Origin of the sequence: Rummeliibacillus sp. TYF-LIM-RU47, assembly GCF_008638315.1 — a bacterium.
GTDB classification, from domain to species: Bacteria; Bacillota; Bacilli; order Bacillales_A; family Planococcaceae; genus Rummeliibacillus; species Rummeliibacillus stabekisii.
Genome location: NZ_VVIR01000001.1, coordinates 2062466 through 2083221, shown reverse-complemented (window position 1 = coordinate 2083221; position 20756 = coordinate 2062466). Strand labels below are relative to the sequence as shown.

At 38.8% G+C, this 20756-nt stretch carries 17 protein-coding genes; 16 read left to right on the top strand and 1 reads right to left on the bottom strand.

Annotated features, from left to right (window positions below; all coding sequences use genetic code 11):
• The first annotated feature begins 9 nt into the window (after positions 1 to 9).
• From pheT to F0527_RS10455, 6 genes are all read left to right on the top strand, one after another.
• Positions 10 to 2415, top strand: coding sequence for a phenylalanine--tRNA ligase subunit beta (gene pheT, locus F0527_RS10480; protein ID WP_150284774.1), 2406 nt, complete (start codon positions 10 to 12; stop codon positions 2413 to 2415).
• Positions 2416 to 2924: 509 nt separating this feature from the next.
• The gene (locus F0527_RS10475) at positions 2925 to 3953 is read left to right on the top strand and encodes an ABC transporter ATP-binding protein (protein ID WP_150284773.1); all 1029 of its coding nucleotides are present in this window, start codon (positions 2925 to 2927) and stop codon (positions 3951 to 3953) included.
• Positions 3934 to 4881 (top strand): ATP-binding cassette domain-containing protein, encoded by a 948-nt coding sequence (locus tag F0527_RS10470; RefSeq protein WP_150284772.1) that lies wholly within the window; start codon positions 3934 to 3936, stop codon positions 4879 to 4881. Before F0527_RS10475 ends, F0527_RS10470 begins: the two co-directional genes overlap by 20 nt.
• 1 nt (position 4882) lies before the next feature.
• Complete coding sequence (gene opp4B, locus F0527_RS10465) at positions 4883 to 5845, top strand: oligopeptide ABC transporter permease (RefSeq protein ID WP_066788732.1); 963 nt, start codon at positions 4883 to 4885, stop codon at positions 5843 to 5845.
• 28 nt (positions 5846 to 5873) lie between these two features.
• Complete coding sequence (locus F0527_RS10460; RefSeq protein ID WP_150284771.1) at positions 5874 to 6782, top strand: ABC transporter permease; 909 nt, start codon at positions 5874 to 5876, stop codon at positions 6780 to 6782.
• A gap of 13 nt (positions 6783 to 6795) precedes the next feature.
• On the top strand, positions 6796 to 8610 hold the full coding sequence (locus tag F0527_RS10455) for an oligopeptide ABC transporter substrate-binding protein (protein WP_150284770.1): 1815 nt from the start codon (positions 6796 to 6798) through the stop codon (positions 8608 to 8610).
• A 377-nt stretch (positions 8611 to 8987) separates the two neighbouring features.
• On the opposite strand, the gene rnhC is transcribed toward F0527_RS10455, so the two are convergent.
• The gene (gene rnhC / locus F0527_RS10450; protein WP_150284769.1) at positions 8988 to 9932 is read right to left on the bottom strand and encodes a ribonuclease HIII; all 945 of its coding nucleotides are present in this window, start codon (positions 9930 to 9932) and stop codon (positions 8988 to 8990) included.
• Between the two features lie 88 nt (positions 9933 to 10020).
• Between rnhC and zapA the strand changes: the two genes are divergently transcribed.
• The 10 genes from zapA (at position 10021) to F0527_RS10400 (ending at position 20736) form a co-directional block, all read left to right on the top strand.
• Entirely contained in the window at positions 10021 to 10293 is a 273-nt protein-coding gene (gene zapA / locus F0527_RS10445; protein ID WP_066788715.1) for a cell division protein ZapA, read from the top strand.
• Complete coding sequence (locus F0527_RS10440; protein ID WP_066788709.1) at positions 10286 to 10825, top strand: CvpA family protein; 540 nt, start codon at positions 10286 to 10288, stop codon at positions 10823 to 10825. Before zapA ends, F0527_RS10440 begins: the two co-directional genes overlap by 8 nt.
• Positions 10826 to 10953: 128 nt before the next feature.
• Positions 10954 to 12657: a DNA polymerase/3'-5' exonuclease PolX gene (polX, locus tag F0527_RS10435; protein WP_150284768.1), complete on the top strand. Its 1704-nt coding sequence runs from the start codon at positions 10954 to 10956 to the stop codon at positions 12655 to 12657.
• 14 nt (positions 12658 to 12671) lie between these two features.
• Positions 12672 to 15038, top strand: a complete 2367-nt coding sequence (locus tag F0527_RS10430) for an endonuclease MutS2 (protein ID WP_150284767.1) — start codon at positions 12672 to 12674, stop codon at positions 15036 to 15038.
• Positions 15039 to 15054: 16 nt separating this feature from the next.
• Positions 15055 to 15468 (top strand): DUF350 domain-containing protein, encoded by a 414-nt coding sequence (locus tag F0527_RS10425; RefSeq protein WP_066788703.1) that lies wholly within the window; start codon positions 15055 to 15057, stop codon positions 15466 to 15468.
• Positions 15469 to 15740: 272 nt separating this feature from the next.
• On the top strand, positions 15741 to 17423 hold the full coding sequence (locus F0527_RS10420) for an AMP-binding protein (protein WP_150284766.1): 1683 nt from the start codon (positions 15741 to 15743) through the stop codon (positions 17421 to 17423).
• 91 nt (positions 17424 to 17514) lie between these two features.
• Positions 17515 to 18099 (top strand): fatty acid metabolism transcriptional regulator FadR, encoded by a 585-nt coding sequence (locus tag F0527_RS10415; protein ID WP_150284765.1) that lies wholly within the window; start codon positions 17515 to 17517, stop codon positions 18097 to 18099.
• Between the two features lie 60 nt (positions 18100 to 18159).
• Positions 18160 to 18933: an enoyl-CoA hydratase gene (locus F0527_RS10410; protein ID WP_150284764.1), complete on the top strand. Its 774-nt coding sequence runs from the start codon at positions 18160 to 18162 to the stop codon at positions 18931 to 18933.
• 21 nt (positions 18934 to 18954) lie between these two features.
• Positions 18955 to 19728: an electron transfer flavoprotein subunit beta/FixA family protein gene (locus F0527_RS10405; protein ID WP_150284763.1), complete on the top strand. Its 774-nt coding sequence runs from the start codon at positions 18955 to 18957 to the stop codon at positions 19726 to 19728.
• Positions 19729 to 19758: 30 nt separating this feature from the next.
• A complete protein-coding gene (locus F0527_RS10400; protein ID WP_150284762.1) occupies positions 19759 to 20736 on the top strand; it encodes an electron transfer flavoprotein subunit alpha/FixB family protein in 978 nt (325 codons plus the stop codon).
• The last annotated feature ends 20 nt before the right edge of the window (positions 20737 to 20756 follow it).

Genomic DNA, 20756 nt, shown 5'->3' with positions numbered 1-20756 from the left:
ACGAGAGAGATGTATGTATCACTAAAATGGCTATCACAATATGTGAACCTTCAGGAGTTAAGTCCAGAAGAAATAGCAGAGAAAATTACCCGTTCAGGGATTGAAGTAGAAGGTGTCCACCATTTATCAGAGGGCTTAAAAAAACTGATGGTGGGAGAAATTAAAGAGAAAGTAAAACACCCAGATTCTGACCATTTAAATATTTGCCAAGTAGACTTCGGTGAGATTGAATTATCACAGATTGTCTGCGGGGCACCTAATGTAGAAGAAGGTCAAAAAATTGTAGCAGTTCGTCCAAATGGCTATGTCGGCGGCAAGAAAATCAAAAAAGGTAAGCTTCGCGGCGAAGTGTCCAACGGTATGATTTGCTCATTGCAAGAGTTAGGAATGGACAGCAAAGTAGTACCGAAAAAATACGCAGATGGGATATTTGTATTGCCTGAAGACACGCCAGTTGGCATGGATGCAATCGAAGCGTTAAGCCTGGATGATGTCGTACTAGAATTAGGTCTTACACCAAACCGTTCTGACGCCATGAGCATGCTTGGGGTTGCTTATGAAGTGGCTGCTATCCTATCAGAAGAAATCAATCTGCCGGAGCCGACATACACAGCTTCTAATGAAAAAGCTTCCGATGTTTTAAAGGTAAGCGTTGAAGCGAAAGAGCAAAATCCTATGTATACTGCAAAAGTAGTGAAGAACGTCAAAGTTGGCGAATCACCATTATGGCTTCAAGAACGTTTAATGGCAGCAGGCGTACGTCCATTAAATAATGTAGTAGATATTACAAACTATGTGTTAATGGAATATGGCCAACCACTTCACGCATTTGACTATGATGCACTTGGCACAGGTGAAATTCTTGTTCGCTTAGCAAACGATGGTGAAAAAATTACAACACTTGATGGCCAAGAACGCGAATTAACAAACGAGAACTTAGTCATTACCAATGGTAAAGAAGCTGTAGCAGTCGCAGGTGTTATGGGCGGTTTAGATTCTGAAGTAACTGATACTACAACAACCGTTGTTATTGAATCTGCATATTTTGAAGGTCAATCAATCCGTCAAACAGCAAAATCACTTGGGTTAAGAAGTGAAGCAAGTGCTCGATATGAAAAAGGTATTGATCCAAATCGTGTCATCCCAGCAGCTGAACGTGCAGCACAATTGTTAGCAGAACTAGCAGGTGGCGAGGTGTTGGAAGGCACTGTAATGGTTGATGAATTAGAAAAAGAACCAACACGTGTCGTGGTGTCTCCTGACTTTGTGAATGCACGCTTAGGGATGAAAATTTCACTAAATGAAATGGTTTCTATTTTAAAACGTTTAAAATTCACTGTTGAAACAGCAAATGGACTTCTATTTATTGATGTGCCAACACGACGTCAAGACGTTAAAATTGAAGAAGATGTTGTGGAAGAAATCGCTCGGTTATATGGGTACGATGAAATTCCAGCTACTCTTCCAGTTGATGAAGGAAAATCGGGCGGATTAACGCATTACCAAGCGAAAAGACGAATTGTCCACCATCTAATGCAAGGTATTGGCCTTGAGCAAGCATTAACTTATTCGTTAACATCTGATGAGCTTTCTCAAAAATATGCAATAGAAACGGCGCAAACAACACGTTTATTAATGCCAATGAGTGAGGAAAGAAGCACTCTGCGGCAAAGCATCTTACCACATCTTATTGAGGCTGTGACGTATAATGTGTCGCGTCAACAAGATACCGTGGCATTGTATGAAATTGGTTCAGTCTTTTTAGGGCAAACGGAAGAGGGCCTGCCACATGAAGAGGAACATATCGCCATTGCTTTAACAGGCGATTGGATTAACCATAAATGGCAAGGCGAAAACAAAAAAGTGGATTTCTTTGTACTAAAAGGAATTTTAGAAGCGATGTTTGCAAAATTGGATATTGAAGGAAGAATTTCTTTAGAAACTGCTGTTATCGATGGAATGCATCCTGGACGTACAGCAAAAGTGCTTTTAGATAACAAGTCTATCGGTTTCCTTGGACAAATGCATCCATCTGAGCAAAAAGCACAAGGCATTAAAGAAACTTATGTAGCCGAATTGAATATAGAGGCTCTTCTCTATACAATCATTGAGCCGTTAAAATATGTACCAGTTCCACGTTTCCCATCCGTTTCACGCGACATTGCATTAGTTGTTAATTCAGCGGCAAAAGCGGGAGATTTGGAAGAGATTATTCGACGCGCAGGAGGAGATCTGTTAAAAGATATCCATGTGTTTGACTTGTACGAAGGAGATAAAATGGAGGCGGGTAAAAAATCACTTGCCTTTACATTGACGTACCAAACGCCTGAGCGTACATTAACAGACGAAGAAGTGGTAGGCGCACATGACCAAGTATTGAAAGAGCTAACTGAAGCGGGTGCAGAAATCCGATAATTATCTAAACACAAGCAAAGTATTTCTTTGCTTGTGTTTTTTTAAAAAAGAAAATTTATCACTTTAAAGTAGAAGAGAATATGGAAGAATTTTTAAAAAGTAGTTTTTAAAATAAAATCCCTATGCTATAATATTAAAAAAGTTATCTGACTAAATAAAAATTTTGGACTATTCAATTATAAAGAATATATGATTCTTGAATACATATTGAATTTCTGATTTTAGTTAGTTGTATTAAATAATATAGTTATATAAATCGGAGTGATGTTTGGAAGAACTGAATTGAAAAGAAGTTGTTAGCATATGAATGTAATGTGGTATAAATTTAACTTAAATTTAAAAAGTGTAAACGAATTGTAAAAATATATAGACAAATTAGAAATATATGATATATTAGTAAAAATAAGAAATTTAGACTGTCGAAATATCTGGGTAGAAACCCATCATTTTTTAAAATAAATTATTAGAATTTTCATTCCTTACTTACTATTTAGAAAGGAGTATATATTATGAAATCGAAGAATGATATTTTAAATATAAAAAATTTACATACTAGTTTTAGAATCAAAGATCATTATTATCATGCAGTAGAAGATATATCGCTTACACTAAAGGAGAATGAAGTGTTAGCCATTGTAGGAGAATCAGGTTGTGGGAAAAGTACACTTGCTACTTCAATCGTCGGCCTTCATCCACCAGGAAATACAAAAGTGACTGGTGAGATTCTCTATAAAGGAAAAAACTTAGTGGAGTTTAAGGAAGATGAACTTAATAAAATTCGAGGGAACGATATTGGGTTTATCTTCCAAGATCCTTTGGCAGCATTAAATCCTTTAATGAAAATCGGTGAACAGATTGCTGAAACATTAAAATATCATACGAAGCTTGATGATAATAAACGGAAAGAACGTGTATTAGAACTGTTGGATCAGGTTGGCATTGCCAATCCAGCGCGCGTAGCGAATCAATTCCCTCACCAGCTTTCGGGAGGAATGAGACAGCGTGTGGTAATTGCAATTGCAATCGCATGTAAACCGAAAATTATGGTTGCAGATGAACCAACTACTGCATTAGATGTAACGATTCAGGCTCAGATTCTCGATTTGCTGAATGATTTGCAGGAAGAGACAGATGCTGGTATTGTTCTCATCACCCATGATTTAGGGGTAGTTGCAGAGGTGGCAGATCGAGTAGCTGTTATGTATGCTGGTCAGATTGTTGAATTAGCAACAGTAACCGAGTTATTTAGAAATCCACTGCATCCTTATACAAGGTCATTATTAAACTCGATACCGCAAGCGGACAGCGACAACGATCGATTAGAAGTAATCCAAGGTATGGTGCCAACATTGACGAAAATGCCGCGTAAGGGTTGCCGATTTGCACCCCGTGTGCCATGGATAGATGAAACAAAGCATGAAGAGAACCCAGCACTGCACGAAATTTCTAAGAATCACTTTGTAAGGTGCACTTGCTGGAAGGACTTCCATTTTGAACATCAAGAAGGAGGACTGCAACATGAGCTTCATGCAAATTAAAGACTTAAATGTACATTACCCAATTCGCGGAGGTTTTTTCAATACAGTGGTTGACCATGTTTACGCGGTCGATGGCGTATCAATGGAATTTGAAAAGGGTAAAACATACGGCCTTGTTGGCGAATCTGGTTCTGGGAAATCGACAACAGGAAAGGCTATCATTGGTCTTGAAAAAATCACTTCTGGTCAAATTATTTACGAGGGTCAAAATGTGACCAATCAACGTCGTAAAAGGAATAGCGCATACAATCGCGATATCCAAATGATTTTCCAAGATTCTACTTCTGCTATGAACCCTAGAAAAAGAATTCAAGAAATTATAGCAGAGCCTATTAGGAATTTTATGAAGGTATCCCCGCAAGAAGAAAAACGCCGGATTATTGAATTGCTTGAAATTGTCGGCATGTCTGAAGAGGCCTTGCTTAAATACCCACATGAGTTCTCAGGTGGTCAAAAACAACGTCTAGGCATTGCACGAGCTGTCGCTTGCAATCCCAAAATGATAATTGCCGATGAACCGGTATCAGCACTGGACTTATCTGTACAAGCCCAAGTACTCAACTTTATGAAAGATATTCAAAATGAATTCGGGCTTAGCTACTTATTTATCTCTCATGATTTAGGGGTTGTCCGCCATATGTGCGACCATATCTCAATTATGTATAAAGGTAGATTCGTAGAAAGCGGCACGAGAAAAGAGATTTACTCTAACCCGCAACACGTCTATACAAATCGTCTTCTTTCTGCTATTCCGAACATAGAACCAGAAACAAGAGACGAACGTAAAGTAAAACGCCGAGCAGTCGAAGCAGCTTATAAAGCAGATTCACATAAATATTTTGATGAAAACGGTAAAGTGTACCCATTAAAGGACCTCTCACAAACGCATAAGGTTGCCATGATGGGTGCAGAGAGAGGAGGAATGTAGTATGTGGAAAACAATTGTACGTCGCGTACTTGTCATGATTCCTCAACTATTTGTATTAAGTCTACTTATTTTTGGTTTAGCAAAATTAATGCCAGGTGATCCGTTCACTGGTATGATTACTCCGCAAACCGACCCTAATGTTATCGAAGAATTGAGAGAAAAGGCGGGGTTGAACGATCCCTGGTATGTTCAATATTATCATTGGATTGTCAATGCTTTCCATGGTGATTTTGGTGATAGTTACGCATTCAAAGATAGTGTATCAAGCTTAATTGGCGAACGTGCACTAAATACATTTTGGCTTTCATTATTTACTGTTCTCTTGGTGTATTTGATTGCAATTCCACTTGGTATTTATGCAGGTCGCTTTCAAAATTCGCTTTTTGATAAAGGAACAGTCTTATACAGCTTTGTAACTTATGCGATTCCAACATTTGTGCTTGGATTGCTCATTCTTTTCTTCTTCGGGTACAAACTGGATTGGTTCCCAACAAGTGGATCAGTTGATGTGAAATATGACGCTGGCACATGGGGTTATTTCATGAGCAAGCTGTATCATCTCATCTTACCGGGCTTTACCGGAGCTATTTTAGGTACGACAAGTGTTATTCAATATCTCCGTTCAGAGGTCATTGATGCGAAAACACAAGATTATGTAAAAACAGCCCGTAGTAAAGGTGTGCCAATGAAGAAAATTTATTCAAAACATATTTTCCGAAACTCACTTTTACCGATTGCAGCATTTCTTGGTTTTACAATAACTGGTTTATTGGGTGGCTCTATCTTTATTGAAACAATTTTTGGTTATCCAGGTATGGGACAGCTCTTTATAGAATCGTTGGGACAACGTGATTACTCTGTAATTACAGCATTGGTTATGTTATTTGGTTTCCTGTCATTGTTAGGGAGTCTTTTATCGGACATTATTATGAGTATTGTTGATCCTCGAATTCGTATTGAGTAAAAAATTGTTGGAAGATAGGTGAAAAGATATGGTAAATGTACAAGACCACACAATAACTGAGGCTAAAGAAAGTATGCCTGCAACAGGTTTTCAAGTCGTATTTCGTGAGTTTTTAAAAGATAAACTAGCTACGATTTCTTTAGTATTTTTACTTATTATTATTTTCGGTGCATTTATTTGGGCACCATTTGTTGATAAAGAAGCATTAATGCAAATTAATTTAAGAACGATCTTTATGGAACCGGGCGAGGGAGGCTTCTTTCTTGGTACCGACCAAGGCGGAAGTGATGTTCTGGGACAATTGGTAATTGGGACTCGAAACTCCTTATTTATCGCGTTTTCCATTACAGCTATTACAATGGTAATCGGTGTATTACTTGGACTGATAGCAGGATATTATGGTGGCTTAATCGATAATATTATCATGCGTGTTACAGACTTCGTTATCACGTTGCCAATGCTAATGTTGATTATTGTTTTCGTTACAATTGTGCCAAAATACAATCAATTTACATTTGTACTTATACTGAGTGCCTTCTATTGGGTAGGTACTGCGAGGTTGATTCGGAGTAAGGTGCTTTCTGAAGCACGAAGAGACTATGTCAACGCATCAAAAACAATGGGTACGAGAGATTTTTCAATCATGCTCAAAGGGATACTACCTAATATAAGCTCCCTTTTAATCGTTGAACTAGTCTTAAACTTAGCTGGAAATGTAGGGATTGAAACAGGTCTATCTTATTTAGGCTTTGGTTTGCCTCCAAATGTGCCGAGTTTAGGTACGCTTGTAGGGTATGCAAGCAATCCCGATGTCATTTCCAATAGATGGTGGGTATGGTTACCCGCATCATTATTAATTTTAATACTGATGCTGGCAATAAATTATGTTGGACAGGCATTACGCCGTGCAGCAGATTCAAAACAAAGATTAGGTTAAGGGAGGAAATTAGATGAAGAAGAGAAGTAGATTATTACTCACTGTTCTTGCAGCATTAATGCTTGTTTTAGCAGCATGTAGCGGCAACGGTGACACGAGCAAAGATAATGGCAAGGATTCAGGGGGCAAAACACCTGAAAAAGTAGATACAAGCAAGTTCCCGCTTGCTCCTGAAAACAACGATGAAGCAATCAAAGGTGGTACATTAAAGGTTGGTTTACAATCTGATGGACCGTTTAAAGGTATGTTCCTTTATGAATTATATGAAGATGCATATGACGAAGAAATCCTAAGATATACTTCCAATACATTGTTCCCAACAAAAGAAGATTTTTTACTTGATGACCGTGGCCTTGGAAAATTATCCGTTGATGAAAAAGCAAAAAAAGCAACGATTACAATCAAGAAGGATGTAAAATGGTCTGATGGTGAGCCATTCACTGCAGATGATGTCATTTATCCGTATTTAATTATCGGAAATAAAGATTATACAGGTGTACGTTATGATGCTAACTTCCAAAATATTGTAGGTGCAAAAGAATACCATGCTGGCAAAGCAAAAGATATCTCTGGTATCAAAAAAGTTGATGATCACACTGTTGAGATTTCATTTAACAAAATTTCTCCGGCAATCTACTCTGGTGGAGACGGCCTTTGGGGCTATGCAGCACCTAAGCACCAATTAAAAGATATAGCTATTAAAGATTTGCAAAAATCTGATGCTGTACGTAAAAACCCAGTTACACTAGGTGCATTTGTTATCAACAAAATCGTTAAAGGCGAATCTGTTGAAATGGTTGCGAATAAGAACTACTGGAAAGGTCAACCGAAGATTGACAAAGTAGTTATTTCTACTGTTTCTTCAGCGACTGCTGCTGAAGCACTTAAAACAGGTAAATTCGACGTGTTAGCGCCAAACTACCCTGCAAATGACTACAGTGCAATTAAGGATTTAAAAAACATCACAGTATTAGGACGTCCAGAGCTAGCATACTCTTACATTGGTTTTAAACAAGGTAAATGGGATTCTAAAAAAGGCGAAGTTGTAGTAGATGAAAACGCGAAACTTTCAGATCCTAACTTGCGTAAAGCAATCGCTTACGGCATGGACGTTGAAACAGTATCAGAACAATACTATGAAGGCTTACGTTCACGCGGAAACTCTCTAATTCCGCCAGTATTCTCAGCATACTATGATGATACTTTAGAAGGGTATAAATATGATCCAGAAAAAGCGAAAAAAATCTTAGATGATGCAGGATACAAAGATAAGGATAATGACGGTTACCGCGAAGATAAAGACGGTAAACCATTAACAATCAACTTAGCAGGGATGGCTGGTTCTGATAAAGATAACAAAATCGTTCAGTATTATATTCAAAACTGGAAAGAAGTCGGCCTGAAAGTAGAATTAACAACTGGTCGTCTAATCGAATTCAACGCATTCTACGATAAAGTAAAAGCAGATGATAAAGATATCGATATGTATATGGCTGCATGGGGTACAGGTACAGATCCATCTCCAATCGGTCTTTACTCTAAAAAAGCTTCATTTAACTATGCTCGCTGGACTACACCTGAGCTAGAAAAACAATTAGAAGCAATCGATTCAAAAGAAGCATTGGATAATGATTATCGTGCAAAAGCATTCCGTAAATGGCAAGAAACAATGTATGAAGACGCTGTAACAGTACCAACATACTTCAGAACTGAACTAATTCCAGTAAATAAACGTGTGAAAAACTGGTCAATTGATTACTTGGATGACTATACTGATCGTTTAGCAGAAATTGAGTTAACTGCTGACGAACCAATTAAAAATCAATAATACAAAAGAAAGACCAGTCATTTAATGGCTGGTCATTTCTTTGTTTAAGACGAAGATATATTTACATTTTATATGTTTCATCCTTTAAATTTTCAATACTCGCAAAGTAGGTTGTAACACCTGTTTTGAGAGCATTTCCTTACTATAGCTTTTTATAAATGGTTATTCAGATATCACTTCAAAATATTGAATTCAATATTGTTCTATTTGTTGGTAAAACGTTCCATATCTATGCGAAAGGTGTTTAAGAAGAATGAGATGAAGAAAGGTAAGAAAAGAATGTGGACCATAGATAAACCCAACGAATGATTATGCTTGGTCGACTTAATCATTCGCGGAGATTTATGTATGGTTTTTATTTGACTTTTGACCTTAATTTAAAGAGGACGCGATTTCGATGCAATTCGAGAAGCCTTCCCAGTATTAGCAAAATGCCATTTTGTAATATTATTCAGTGCTTCCTCACCTTGCGCGAGCAAAATTTGTGCGGCTACTTCATCAACCTTAGGTCCAGCACCTTTTGGTAAAGTGGTGCCTACAAGTTTGCTCAATTTGTCCATTTCATTTAAAAATGCACATCTAGCTAGAATAGAGGCGGCTGCTACTGCTACGTGAAGCTGTTCCGCTTTAGTGGCAAACAAAACTTGATCTCTAACGACTTCTTTATCGCCCTTTAAGTAATTATAGTAGGTATTTCTCTCTGCGAATTGGTCTATTAATATATGATCTGGTTTGTCTGGTGCTATTTTTTGAAGTAGCTTCAATAATGCTTGATTATGAAGTTTTGCCTTCATCTTTCCTTGAGACATGCCTGATGCTTGCATGGCATTGTATTTTGGATTTCGAAGAATTAGGACATGATGGTGCAGGCTTGCTTTTAAATCCGGCGCGATTTTTCGCATGTAGTCATCCGTCAGCATTTTGGAATCTTTTACACCAAGTTCTTTGACAAGTTGGATGCGTTCTTTTGGTACATACACAGCAGCTACAGTTATTGGTCCAAAGTAGTCCCCTGTACCTGTTTCATCTGATCCTACTACCGATAAATCGGCAAAATTTGGAGGCAACAAATCACCTTTTGATGACGTCTTCTTTACAGATGAGGCTGGTTCTATGCCACCCTGGCTCCATTTTTCTGCTTCACGATCTCCGCCGTTGCCCTGAAACATCACCTTACCTGAACGATAGACGGTAATCGCGCAATCTGGCAGCTTGGCTGCGAAAATCACGCCAGGGGCCTTTCGGTCGACCATATGGCGGGAGTAAGTACTCATGACTTCTTTCTGTACTGTAGCGTTGAGGTTTAATACAATAGTAGACATTTTATCAAATTCCCTTCTTCTCTATGAATTCACAACATAGACACTTCATGGTATTATAAGAAATAGGACTAAAAAGGAGGTTTCGGCTTTGTCAGAGCAAAGTAAAAATCGAGTTTCAGTTGAAATATATGGCCATATCTATCACATGGCTGGAACAGAAACAAAAGAACATATGCGCTCTGTAGCGGATACTGTTGACCAAAAAATGCGCGAAATAAAGCAGGCAAACATCAGCCTCGACAGTGCCAAATTAGCCGTCCTCACTGCTTGCAATGCAGTCAATGATTATTTAAAATTAAAAAATCAAGTGGAATTGCTTGAAACAGAATTGAAAAAATTAAAGGATGACGTGAATGGTTGATTTAATCATAATTATATTATTGCTTGCTGGATTAATAAATGGAGCTAGAAAAGGCTTTGTGCTTCAGCTAATCCAAATGGCCGGTTTTTTGGTTGCTGTACTCGTTGCATACTTTTATTATAAACCGCTTGCGGAGAAATTGGTGCTATGGATTCCATATCCTTCCGTTAGTGAAAATAGTACATTAAAGTTTGCGGTAGAGCAATTAAACATAAGCCAAACTTTCTATCAGTTGTTAGCATTCGCCTTGATTTTCTTCGTGGTGAAATTTGCTATACAAATCATTGCATCACTGTTTGATTTCTTGCGATACATACCAGTACTTGGCGGATTGAATCGGTTATTAGGTGGTGTATTAGGCTTTATAGAAGCATATTTGCTAATCTTTATCGTGCTATATGTATTTGCATTGCTGCCACTCGACCGTATACAGAACTACATCGAAAAATCTATCTTAACAAAGTTAATCCTTGAGTACACACCGATCATATCGAAGGCATTTCAGCATATGTGGTTCGTTTATATGAAATAAAGGGTAGGAACTTTCCATGAGGAGCGCTCTTTATCCAACTGAATGTGAGTGTATCCATCGGGATAAATCAAATAAGGCTTCTCTCTGCAGCAAGGGAGAGGTCTTTTGTATATATCAGGAGGGATTATATGAATAAAAAAAATATTATCCATACATTAGAACAAATTGCGCTTTATCTTGAATTAAAAGGTGAAAATCCATTTAAAATTGCAGCATTTCGTAAAGCTGCACAAGCATTAGAGACCGATACAAGAAGTATGAGTGAGATCGATGACATAACTGCTATCAAGGGAATCGGCAAAGGAACTGCGGCTGTCATTACAGATTTGCTTGAAAATGGACGTTCCGAAGTACTGCTAGAATTGCAAAATGAAATTCCTAAAGGGTTGCCACCATTATTAAAGCTACCTGGGCTTGGTGGGAAAAAGATAGCGAAGTTATACAAAGAGCTTGGTGTTGATTCTGCGGAAAGTTTGCGGGTAGCATGTGAAGAAGGAAAAGTAGCTGCTCTTTCTGGCTTTGGTAAAAAAACGCAAGATAAAATAATGAAAGAACTAGAAAGTTTTGGCGAAAAAGCAGAAACGCATCCTATTTGGCTTTTGGATGAGCTAGTTACACAACTCAATGTATTGCTGGAGGAAATACAAGAAATTGATGAATTTTCTGTTGCAGGCAGTTTTCGTCGTGTGAAGGAACAAAGTAAAGATATTGATTTCATTATCGCTACTGAGAATCCGGCCGCTGTGAAAGAAGCGTTGCTTTCAAAGTTAAGCTATCAAGAAATCATAGCTTCTGGAGACACAAAAATCTCGGTAGAGCTACAAACTGAAGGAATACAAGTGGATTTCCGCCTTGTTTCCAATGAAGAATATGCAACAGCTCTTCATCATTTTACAGGATCCAAAGACCATAATGTTCGCATGCGCCAAATCGCCAAAGAGCATGGGGAGAAAATCAGTGAATACGGAATTGAACAGCAAGACGGGAGAGTCTTGACATTTGATTCCGAAACGGCGTTTTTCGCTCATTATAATCTTCCTTTTATTCCGCCAACAGTGCGTATGGGCGGCAAGGAATTTGACCGATTAGATCAAATACCTGATTTAATAAAGCTTAGTGATATACAAGCAGATTTGCATATGCATACAACTTGGTCAGACGGCGCTTATGCAGTTCATGAAATGGGACAAGCGTTGATTGATAAAGGCTACCAATATGGTGTGATAACAGACCATTCTCAATATTTAAAAGTGGCGAATGGTCTGACGCCAGAACGACTAAAATTGCAACGTAAAGAAATTCAACAATTCAATAGAGAACACCCTGAATTTACCCTATTAGCTGGGACGGAGATGGACATTTTGCCTGACGGGTCACTTGATTTTGATGACGAAGTAATGGCAGATCTTGATTTTGTGATAGCTTCCATCCACTCAAGCTTCAGCCAACCACAGGAAAAAATTATGGAGCGTCTTCATGAAGCGTTAAAAAATCCGCACGTCGATATGATTGCTCATCCTACAGGGCGAATCATCGGCAAAAGAGACGGTTATAACCCAGATGTGCCCCAATTGATTGCGTGGGCGAAAGAATATGGTAAAATTTTAGAGTTAAATGCTAATCCGTATCGCTTGGATTTATGCATGGAGCATTTAGAAATGGCAGCTCGTGCTGGTGTACCGATTGCCATTAATACAGATGCTCATGCAATTGACCAATTACGCTTTATGGAAGTTGGCACAAAATACGCCCAAAAAGCTTGGCTGAAAAAAGAAAACATTGTTAATACATGGTCACTGAAAGACTTTATGACTTATTTACAGAAAAAATAGGAGGTGTACTTTTAGTGATAGGAACACGAGCACTAAAAACACTAGAGTTTGATAAAGTGCGGGCTCAAGTTGCGACTTACTGCACGTCATCTCTTGGAAATCATGCTATTAGCGAGCTGGTTCCAAAAACAGAGTTTGATCAAGTCAAAGCTCTTTTAGATGAAATGGATGAGGGACTTTCCATTTTGCGTATCAAAGCTAATGTACCGCTTGGCGGCATTTTTGATATCCGACCTCATGCTAAACGCGCTCAAATAGGCGGCATGTTGAGCCCTCAAGAATTAATGGAAATCTCAAGTACTATTCGTGCGAGCCGCATTTTCCGAGAATTTATTGAAGATATAGAGGAAGAAGGGGATATTCAAATCCCCCATTTTAGCCAAAAGAAAAGTGAAATTCCAATTTTGACAGGACTTCAACATGAAATCAATTCATGTATTGATGACAATGCGGCAGTCATGGATTCCGCAAGTTCTGAGCTTCGCAGCATCCGTCAACAACTTCGTGCCCAAGAAGGCAGAGTTAGAGAAAAATTGGCAAGCTTAACGCGGGGGAGCAATGCATCAAAAATGCTGTCTGACTCGATTGTGACAATTCGAAACGATAGATTCGTTCTTCCTGTTAAGCAAGAATATCGCTCACATTATGGCGGCATTGTCCATGACCAATCTGCTTCAGGGCAAACATTATATATCGAGCCAGAAGCAGTTGTTCAAGCCAATAATGAGATCCATCGCTTAAAAGCAAAAGAAAAAGTGGAAATTCAAAAAATCTTAATCCATCTTTCTGCTCTTGTACAAGAGGTAGCACATGAACTTTTCGGATTGGTTCGCCTTCTCGGCGAGATTGATGCTATCTTAGCTAAGGCAAAGTATGGACAAGCGAACAAATGTACAATGCCAGTGATGAATAATGATGGTTATATCAAATTAACAAAAGCTCGGCATCCTCTATTGCCAATCGAAAGTGCTGTTGCCAATGATATCGAATTTGGCAGTGATATAACAGCTATTGTTATAACAGGTCCAAATACAGGTGGTAAAACGGTTACATTAAAAACTGTGGGCTTATGCACATTAATGGCTCAAGCGGGTATCCCGGTCCCTGCTCTTGATGGTTCAGAGCTCGCTGTGTTTACACAATTATTTGCAGACATTGGCGATGAGCAATCAATTGAACAAAGTTTATCTACTTTTTCGAGTCATATGGTCAATATAGTTGAAATCTTAAAAGAGTTTGACGATCAATCGCTTGTACTATTTGATGAATTAGGAGCAGGAACAGATCCTCAAGAAGGAGCTGCCCTGGCTATTTCCATTTTAGATGAAGTTCATGGAAGAGGTGCTCGCGTTATGGCCACCACTCACTACCCAGAATTAAAGGCGTATGGTTACAATCGTCCTGGGGTTGTGAATGCTAGCGTCGAATTTAATGTAGAAACGCTTAGCCCAACATATAAATTGTTGATTGGTGTGCCTGGTCGTAGTAATGCCTTCGAAATCTCTACAAGGCTTGGTTTGCCTGAAAACATTATAGAGAACGCAAAAGCATATACAGGCACAGACCGCCATGAAGTGGATGCCATGATTGCCTCGTTGGAAGAAAGCCGTCGGAAAGCAGAGGCTGACGCTGAACGCTCTCACCACTTGATGGTAGAAGCAGAGGCTTTACAAAAAGATCTCGATGAAAAGCTAAGAGAGTATGAAGAAACAAAAGAAGAGCTAGTTAAAAAGGCGAAAGAAAAAGCACGCAAATTAGTAGAAGAGGCTAAAAGGGAAGCAGAAGAAGTCATCGGTGAGCTTCACAAAATGCAAATTAACGCGAATAAAGCGATTAAAGAGCATGAAATCATTGATGCCAGAAAACGCCTTGAAGAAGCAGCTCCTAAGGAAAACCGTGTCTTAAAGAAACAGCGTCAAGTAAATGCGCGCGCAGTTAATTTGCAAAAAGGCGATGAAGTAAAAGTAATTAGCTATGGCCAAAAAGGGACATTAATTGAACAGGTGTCAGACCATCAATGGATTGTCCAATTGGGTATTCTGAAGATGAAGATCGACACATCCGATTTAGAATATGTAAAACCTGAAAAAACGAAGGAAACCGTAAACGTATCTGCAGTCCGCAATCGAGATTCCAATGTCAAATTAGAACTTGACTTGCGTGGCGAGCGATATGAAGACGCAATGGTGCGCACTGAGAAATATTTAGATGATGCCATGTTGTCAAACTATCCTAGGGTATCTATCATTCATGGCAAAGGAACAGGGGCTTTACGTCAAGGAATCCAAGCTCTTTTAAAACGTCATAGAGGCGTCAAAAGCTACCGTTTTGGTGAAGCTGGCGAGGGTGGTTATGGCGTCACGGTTGTCGAATTAAAATAGCAAATGAGGGGAATTCATGCTACTGAATAGTTTTTGGCACCACCCAATGGTCCAAACTGCGGGTTACTTTAGTCTTGTTGTACTGTGCCTTGTCATCGCAATGGCCATTTTTGAACTTGTGACAAAATATAAAAATTGGCAAGAAATCAAAAACGGAAATATGGCGGTGGCATTAGCTACAGGAGGGAAAATATTGGGGGTTTGCAATATTTTCCGCTATTCCATCGAGCGGCACACATCTCTCCTTGCCATGATTGGCTGGGGAATGTTTGGTTTTGTATTATTGATTTTCGCATATATTCTTTATGAATTTCTTACGCCTACGTTTAAAATCGACCATGAGATCGAACAGGACAATCGCTCAGTTGGCTTTATATCCTTTACCATCTCAGTAGGTTTATCATTCGTTATAGGCGCAAGCATTTCATAGTAGTTTAGGAGTCTGGAATGGAAAAATTAGCAAAAGTCTTAATGGTAGTCTGCCTATTATTTATTCTTACAGGGATTATTTATCTTTTCTTGCATTAAACGAAGTAGAACCAAGCATACAGAGCTTGGTTCTTTTTTTATAAACTATGTTCGATTTATATAATAATCTTCTATTCTCTAAAGAAAAAATGAATAATAATTGAAAGCGCTCTCGCATTAAATTATAATTAAAGTTAGAAATATTCTAATTAATAAGAATAGGGGGCATTTCGTGTGACGGAAAAGATTTGGCTAAAGAATTATCCTCCTGACATACCTGCAAGATTAGCGTATGAAGAAATTCCTTTACAAGAATATTTAACAAGAGCAGCTGAGAAATCGCCAACGAAGATTGCCATACATTTCTTAGGAAAAGAATTAACGTATCAAGAACTGTACGAATCATCCTTAAAATTTGCAAATTATTTACGAAAGATTGGTATTGAAAAAGGGGATAGGGTAGCAGTAATGCTTCCAAACTGCCCGCAAAACGTCATTTCTTATTTTGGTATTTTGTATGCAGGGGGGATTGTGGTACAGACGAATCCGCTCTATACAGAAAGAGAAATAGAATATCAATTAAAAGATTCAGGTGCCAAAGCTATTGTTTCATTGGATATCCTTTATCCACGCATTATGAAAGTGTGGAAAGAAACGGATTTAGAAAATATTATTATTACCGCTGTAAAAGACTATTTGCCGTTTCCTAAAAACATGCTCTATCCATTTATTCAAAAAAGGGATACTGGCTTTACCGTGTCAATACAGCATAGCGGCTCCAACCATCTTTTTGTTGAAATCATAAAAATCGGTGAACTGAATCCCGTTAAGTTGGATTTTGACTTTACAGAAGATGTAGCATTATTGCAATACACTGGGGGGACTACAGGATTTCCGAAAGGCGTGATGTTAACGCATCAGAATCTTGCATCAAATGTCCAAATGTGTAGGGCATGGATGACGGAAACTGTTCCGGGAGAAGAAATCATAATGGGTGTTTTGCCATTCTTCCATGTTTACGGTATGACAACTGTCTTGCTTTTAACAGTCATGAATGGCGATCGAATGGTCTTAATGCCAAAGTTTAATGCGAAAGATACATTGAAAACAATACAAAAACAAAAACCAACGCTCTTCCCAGGTGCGCCTACTCTCTATATTGGTTTGCTCAATCATCCTGAGCTAACCAAATTTGATTTATCATCCATTAAAGCTTGTATTAGCGGCTCTGCACCGCTGCCTGTAGAAGTTCAAGAAAAGTTTGAACATATAACGGGCGGCAAATTAGTGGAAGGCTATGGTTTAACCGAATCTTCGCCGGTTACTCATGCTAATTTTATTTGGGGTGGCAAACGTGTAAAAGGATCGATCGGTGTACCTTGGCCAGATACAGATGCCATGATTTTTAAAATGGGAACGACAGAAGCTGCAGAAATAAGAGAAGTGGGTGAAATTGCAGTTAAAGGTCCTCAAGTAATGAAGGGCTATTGGAATCGGCCGGAAGATACTGAAATGACACTCATTGATGGATGGCTTCTTACGGGAGATATAGGCTATATGGATGAAGAAGGCTATTTCTATGTAGTAGACCGCAAGAAAGACATCATTATTGCTGGCGGCTTTAATATCTATCCTCGGGAAGTAGAGGAAGTACTATATGAGCATGAAGCTGTGCAAGAATGTGTGGTTCTTGGAGTACCGGATCCTTATCGTGGAGAGACGGTAAAGGCTTTTATTGTATTAAAGGATGGCTATAAAGCAACAGAAGAAGAGCTTAATAAATATTGTCGAGCGAAGTTAGCTTCATTTAAGGTTCCAAGAATATATGAATTTCGTTCAGAATTACCTAAAACAGCTATAGGGAAAATTTTAAGAAGATCACTTTTGGATGAAGAAAAAACACAAGTTACGCAATGACTCTTTCTTGACAATCCGCGCGATTGAATATAATATGAAAATATGAATGAATAGTCATTCATATTTTCATAATTACGCGGTGGTGATTGATTTGAAGAAAGACAAACCAAAATACAGACAAATTATTGATGCTGCTGTCATAGTGATTGCGGAAAACGGTTATCACCAAGCGCAAGTTTCCAAGATTGCTAAGCAGGCAGGCGTTGCAGATGGAACAATTTATTTATACTTTAAGAACAAAGAAGATATCCTCATTTCTGTTTTCAGTGAAAAGATGTCTGTCTTTGTGGAAAATTTAAAAGTAATTATTAAAGAAAGCATAACAGCCCAGGAAATGTTGGCAAGGATGATAGAAGGGCATTTTAAGGTTTTATCGGAAGATCATCATTTAGCAGTAGTTACGCAATTAGAGCTACGCCAATCGAACAAAGACTTACGCCTCAAAATTAACCACATATTAAAAGAGTATCTAGACTTGCTGGATGATATATTGCAAAGGGGTATCCAAGCAGGTGAATTTATAGAAGATATGGATTTGCGGTTAGTTAGACAAGTAATTTTCGGTACAGTTGATGAGGTGTCCACAACATGGGTTATGAAAGATCAAAAATATGACCTTGTTGAAATGGCGCCCCGGGTGCATGAAATACTGTTAAAGGGCATTCAGACGCAATAAACAGAGGCAAAATACACTATTTTGCCACATACATAGGGAAAACAAAGGAGGATTTGGAGAATGCAATATCTAAGTTATAAGGTGGAAGAAGGCGTTGCGGTTACCGCAATTAATCGACCGCCAGCAAACGCGCTCTCCCGGGGGTTAATTGAAGAGGTAGACGAGCTTCTCAATGCAGTTGAAAATGATGCGAGTGTACGTGTCATCTTGCTGCATGGAGAAGGTAGATTCTTTTCGGCTGGAGCTGATATTAAGGAATTTACAGAAGTATCTTCCGGCGAAGAATTTCAAACGATGTCGGCGAGAGGGCAAGAAGTCTTTGAAAGACTTGAAAATTTCTCGAAGCCTGTTATTGCAGCAATACATGGTGCAGCACTAGGCGGTGGTTTAGAGCTTGCGATGAGCTGTCATTTCCGCTATGTGAGCGATACGGCTAAGCTAGGATTACCAGAGCTACAGCTTGGGTTAATTCCTGGTTTTGGTGGTACGCAACGCTTGCCTAGATATGTAGGTGCAGCAAAAGCAGCTGAAATGATGTTCACTAGCAATCCAATTACTGGAGAAGAAGCAGTGAAATGGGGCTTAGCGAATCTGGCATTTCCAGAAGAGCAATTACTAGAAGAGTCGCTTAAAACTGCAAAGAAAATAGCGAAGAAGAGCCCAATTGCTTTAAAAGTGGCCATTGAAATGTTGCAATTTTCTAAAACTGCTCAATTTTATGAAGGCGTCCAAAAAGAGGCGGAAGGGTTTGCGCATATCTTCACCACACAAGATGCTAAAGAGGGAATCGCTGCATTCATCGAAAAAAGGGAACCTGTTTTTAAGGGACAATAAAAGTATTAGGGGGTAAGTACTATGAATATTTATGTATTAGTAAAAAGAACTTTTGACACAGAGGAAAAGATTGTTTTAAATGGCGGAGCAATTCAAGAAGATGGGGCAGAATTCATCATCAATCCGTATGATGAATATGCAATTGAAGAAGCAATCCAAGTACGCGATGCACAAGGCGGAGAAGTTACAGTCGTAACAATTGGTGGAGAAGATGCTGAAAAACAACTTCGTACAGCTCTTGCAATGGGTGCAGATAAAGCTGTGTTAATTAATACAGAGGATGACGTAGAAGATTTAGATCAATATTCTGTCGCACATATTTTAGCTGAATACTTAAAAGACAAAGACGCTGACCTTATTTTAGGTGGTAATGTAGCAATCGATGGTGGATCAGGACAAGTGGGGCCACGTTTAGCAGAACTTCTTGGCATTAACTATGTAACTACTATTACTAATCTTGAGATTGATAGCGACACAGTCAAAATTGTACGTGATGTTGAAGGAGATTCAGAAGTCATCGAAACAACATTGCCATTATTAGTTACAGCACAACAAGGTTTGAACGAACCACGCTATCCTTCTTTGCCAGGAATTATGAAGGCAAAGAAAAAACCTCTAGAAGAATTAGAATTAGATGATTTAGATATTGATGAAGATGATGTAGAAGCAAAAACAGAAACAGTCGAAATCTTCTTACCTGCCGAAAAAGAAGCGGGTCGTGTTTTGCAAGGTGAATTAAAAGACCAAGTAAAAGAACTAGTTCAACTACTTCATACAGAAGCAAAAGTAATCTAAGCTACGATTTATTGCGGAGGAGGAAAACATATGTCAAAAAAAGTATTAGTATTAGGCGAAGTACGTGAAGGATCTTTAAGGAATGTTTCATTTGAAGCGATTGCAGCAGGGAAAACAATTGCGGATGGTGGAGAAGTTGTAGGCGTTTTAATCGGCGACTCAGTAGAAAGCGTGAGTTCTGAAATGATTCAGTATGGCGCTGATCGTGTTATTACTGTGGAACACCCTCATCTAAAACAATATACTTCAGATGGTTTCAGCCAAGCATTTATGGCTTGTGTAGATGCTGAACAACCGGAAGCGATTGTTTTTGGCCATACGGCACTAGGTAAGGATTTATCGCCAAAAATTGCAAGTAAATTACAAAGCGGCTTAATCTCTGATGTAACTAAAATCGAAGGAGAAGGCGAAGACGCTGTATTTATCCGCCCGATCTACTCTGGTAAAGCATTTGAGAAAGTAAAAGTTAAAGAAGGCGTCCTATTTATAACAATTCGTCCAAACAATATTGCTCCATTAGAAAAAGATGAATCTCGCACTGGGGAAGTTTCAAGCCAAGCAGTAGATATCACAAATTTGCGTACAGTAATCAAAGAAGTGGTACGCAAAGCATCTGAGGGCGTAGACTTATCGGAAGCGAAAGTCATTATTGCAGGCGGACGCGGTGTAAAGAGTGAAGAAGGCTTTAAGCCATTGCAGGAGCTTGCTACACTATTAGGCGGCGCAGTTGGTGCTTCACGTGGGGCTTGTGATGCTGATTACTGTGATTATTCATTGCAAATCGGCCAAACAGGTAAGGTTGTAACACCGGATTTATATATTGCATGCGGTATCTCAGGAGCAATTCAACATCTTGCAGGAATGTCAAACTCTAAAATTATCGTAGCAATCAATAAAGATCCAGAAGCAAATATCTTCAAAGTAGCAGATTACGGTATTGTAGGCGACTTGTTCGAAGTGGTGCCAATGCTAATTGAAGAATTTAAAACCATTTTAGTGAATGCATAATAAGTTGAAAGCTCTGCCAC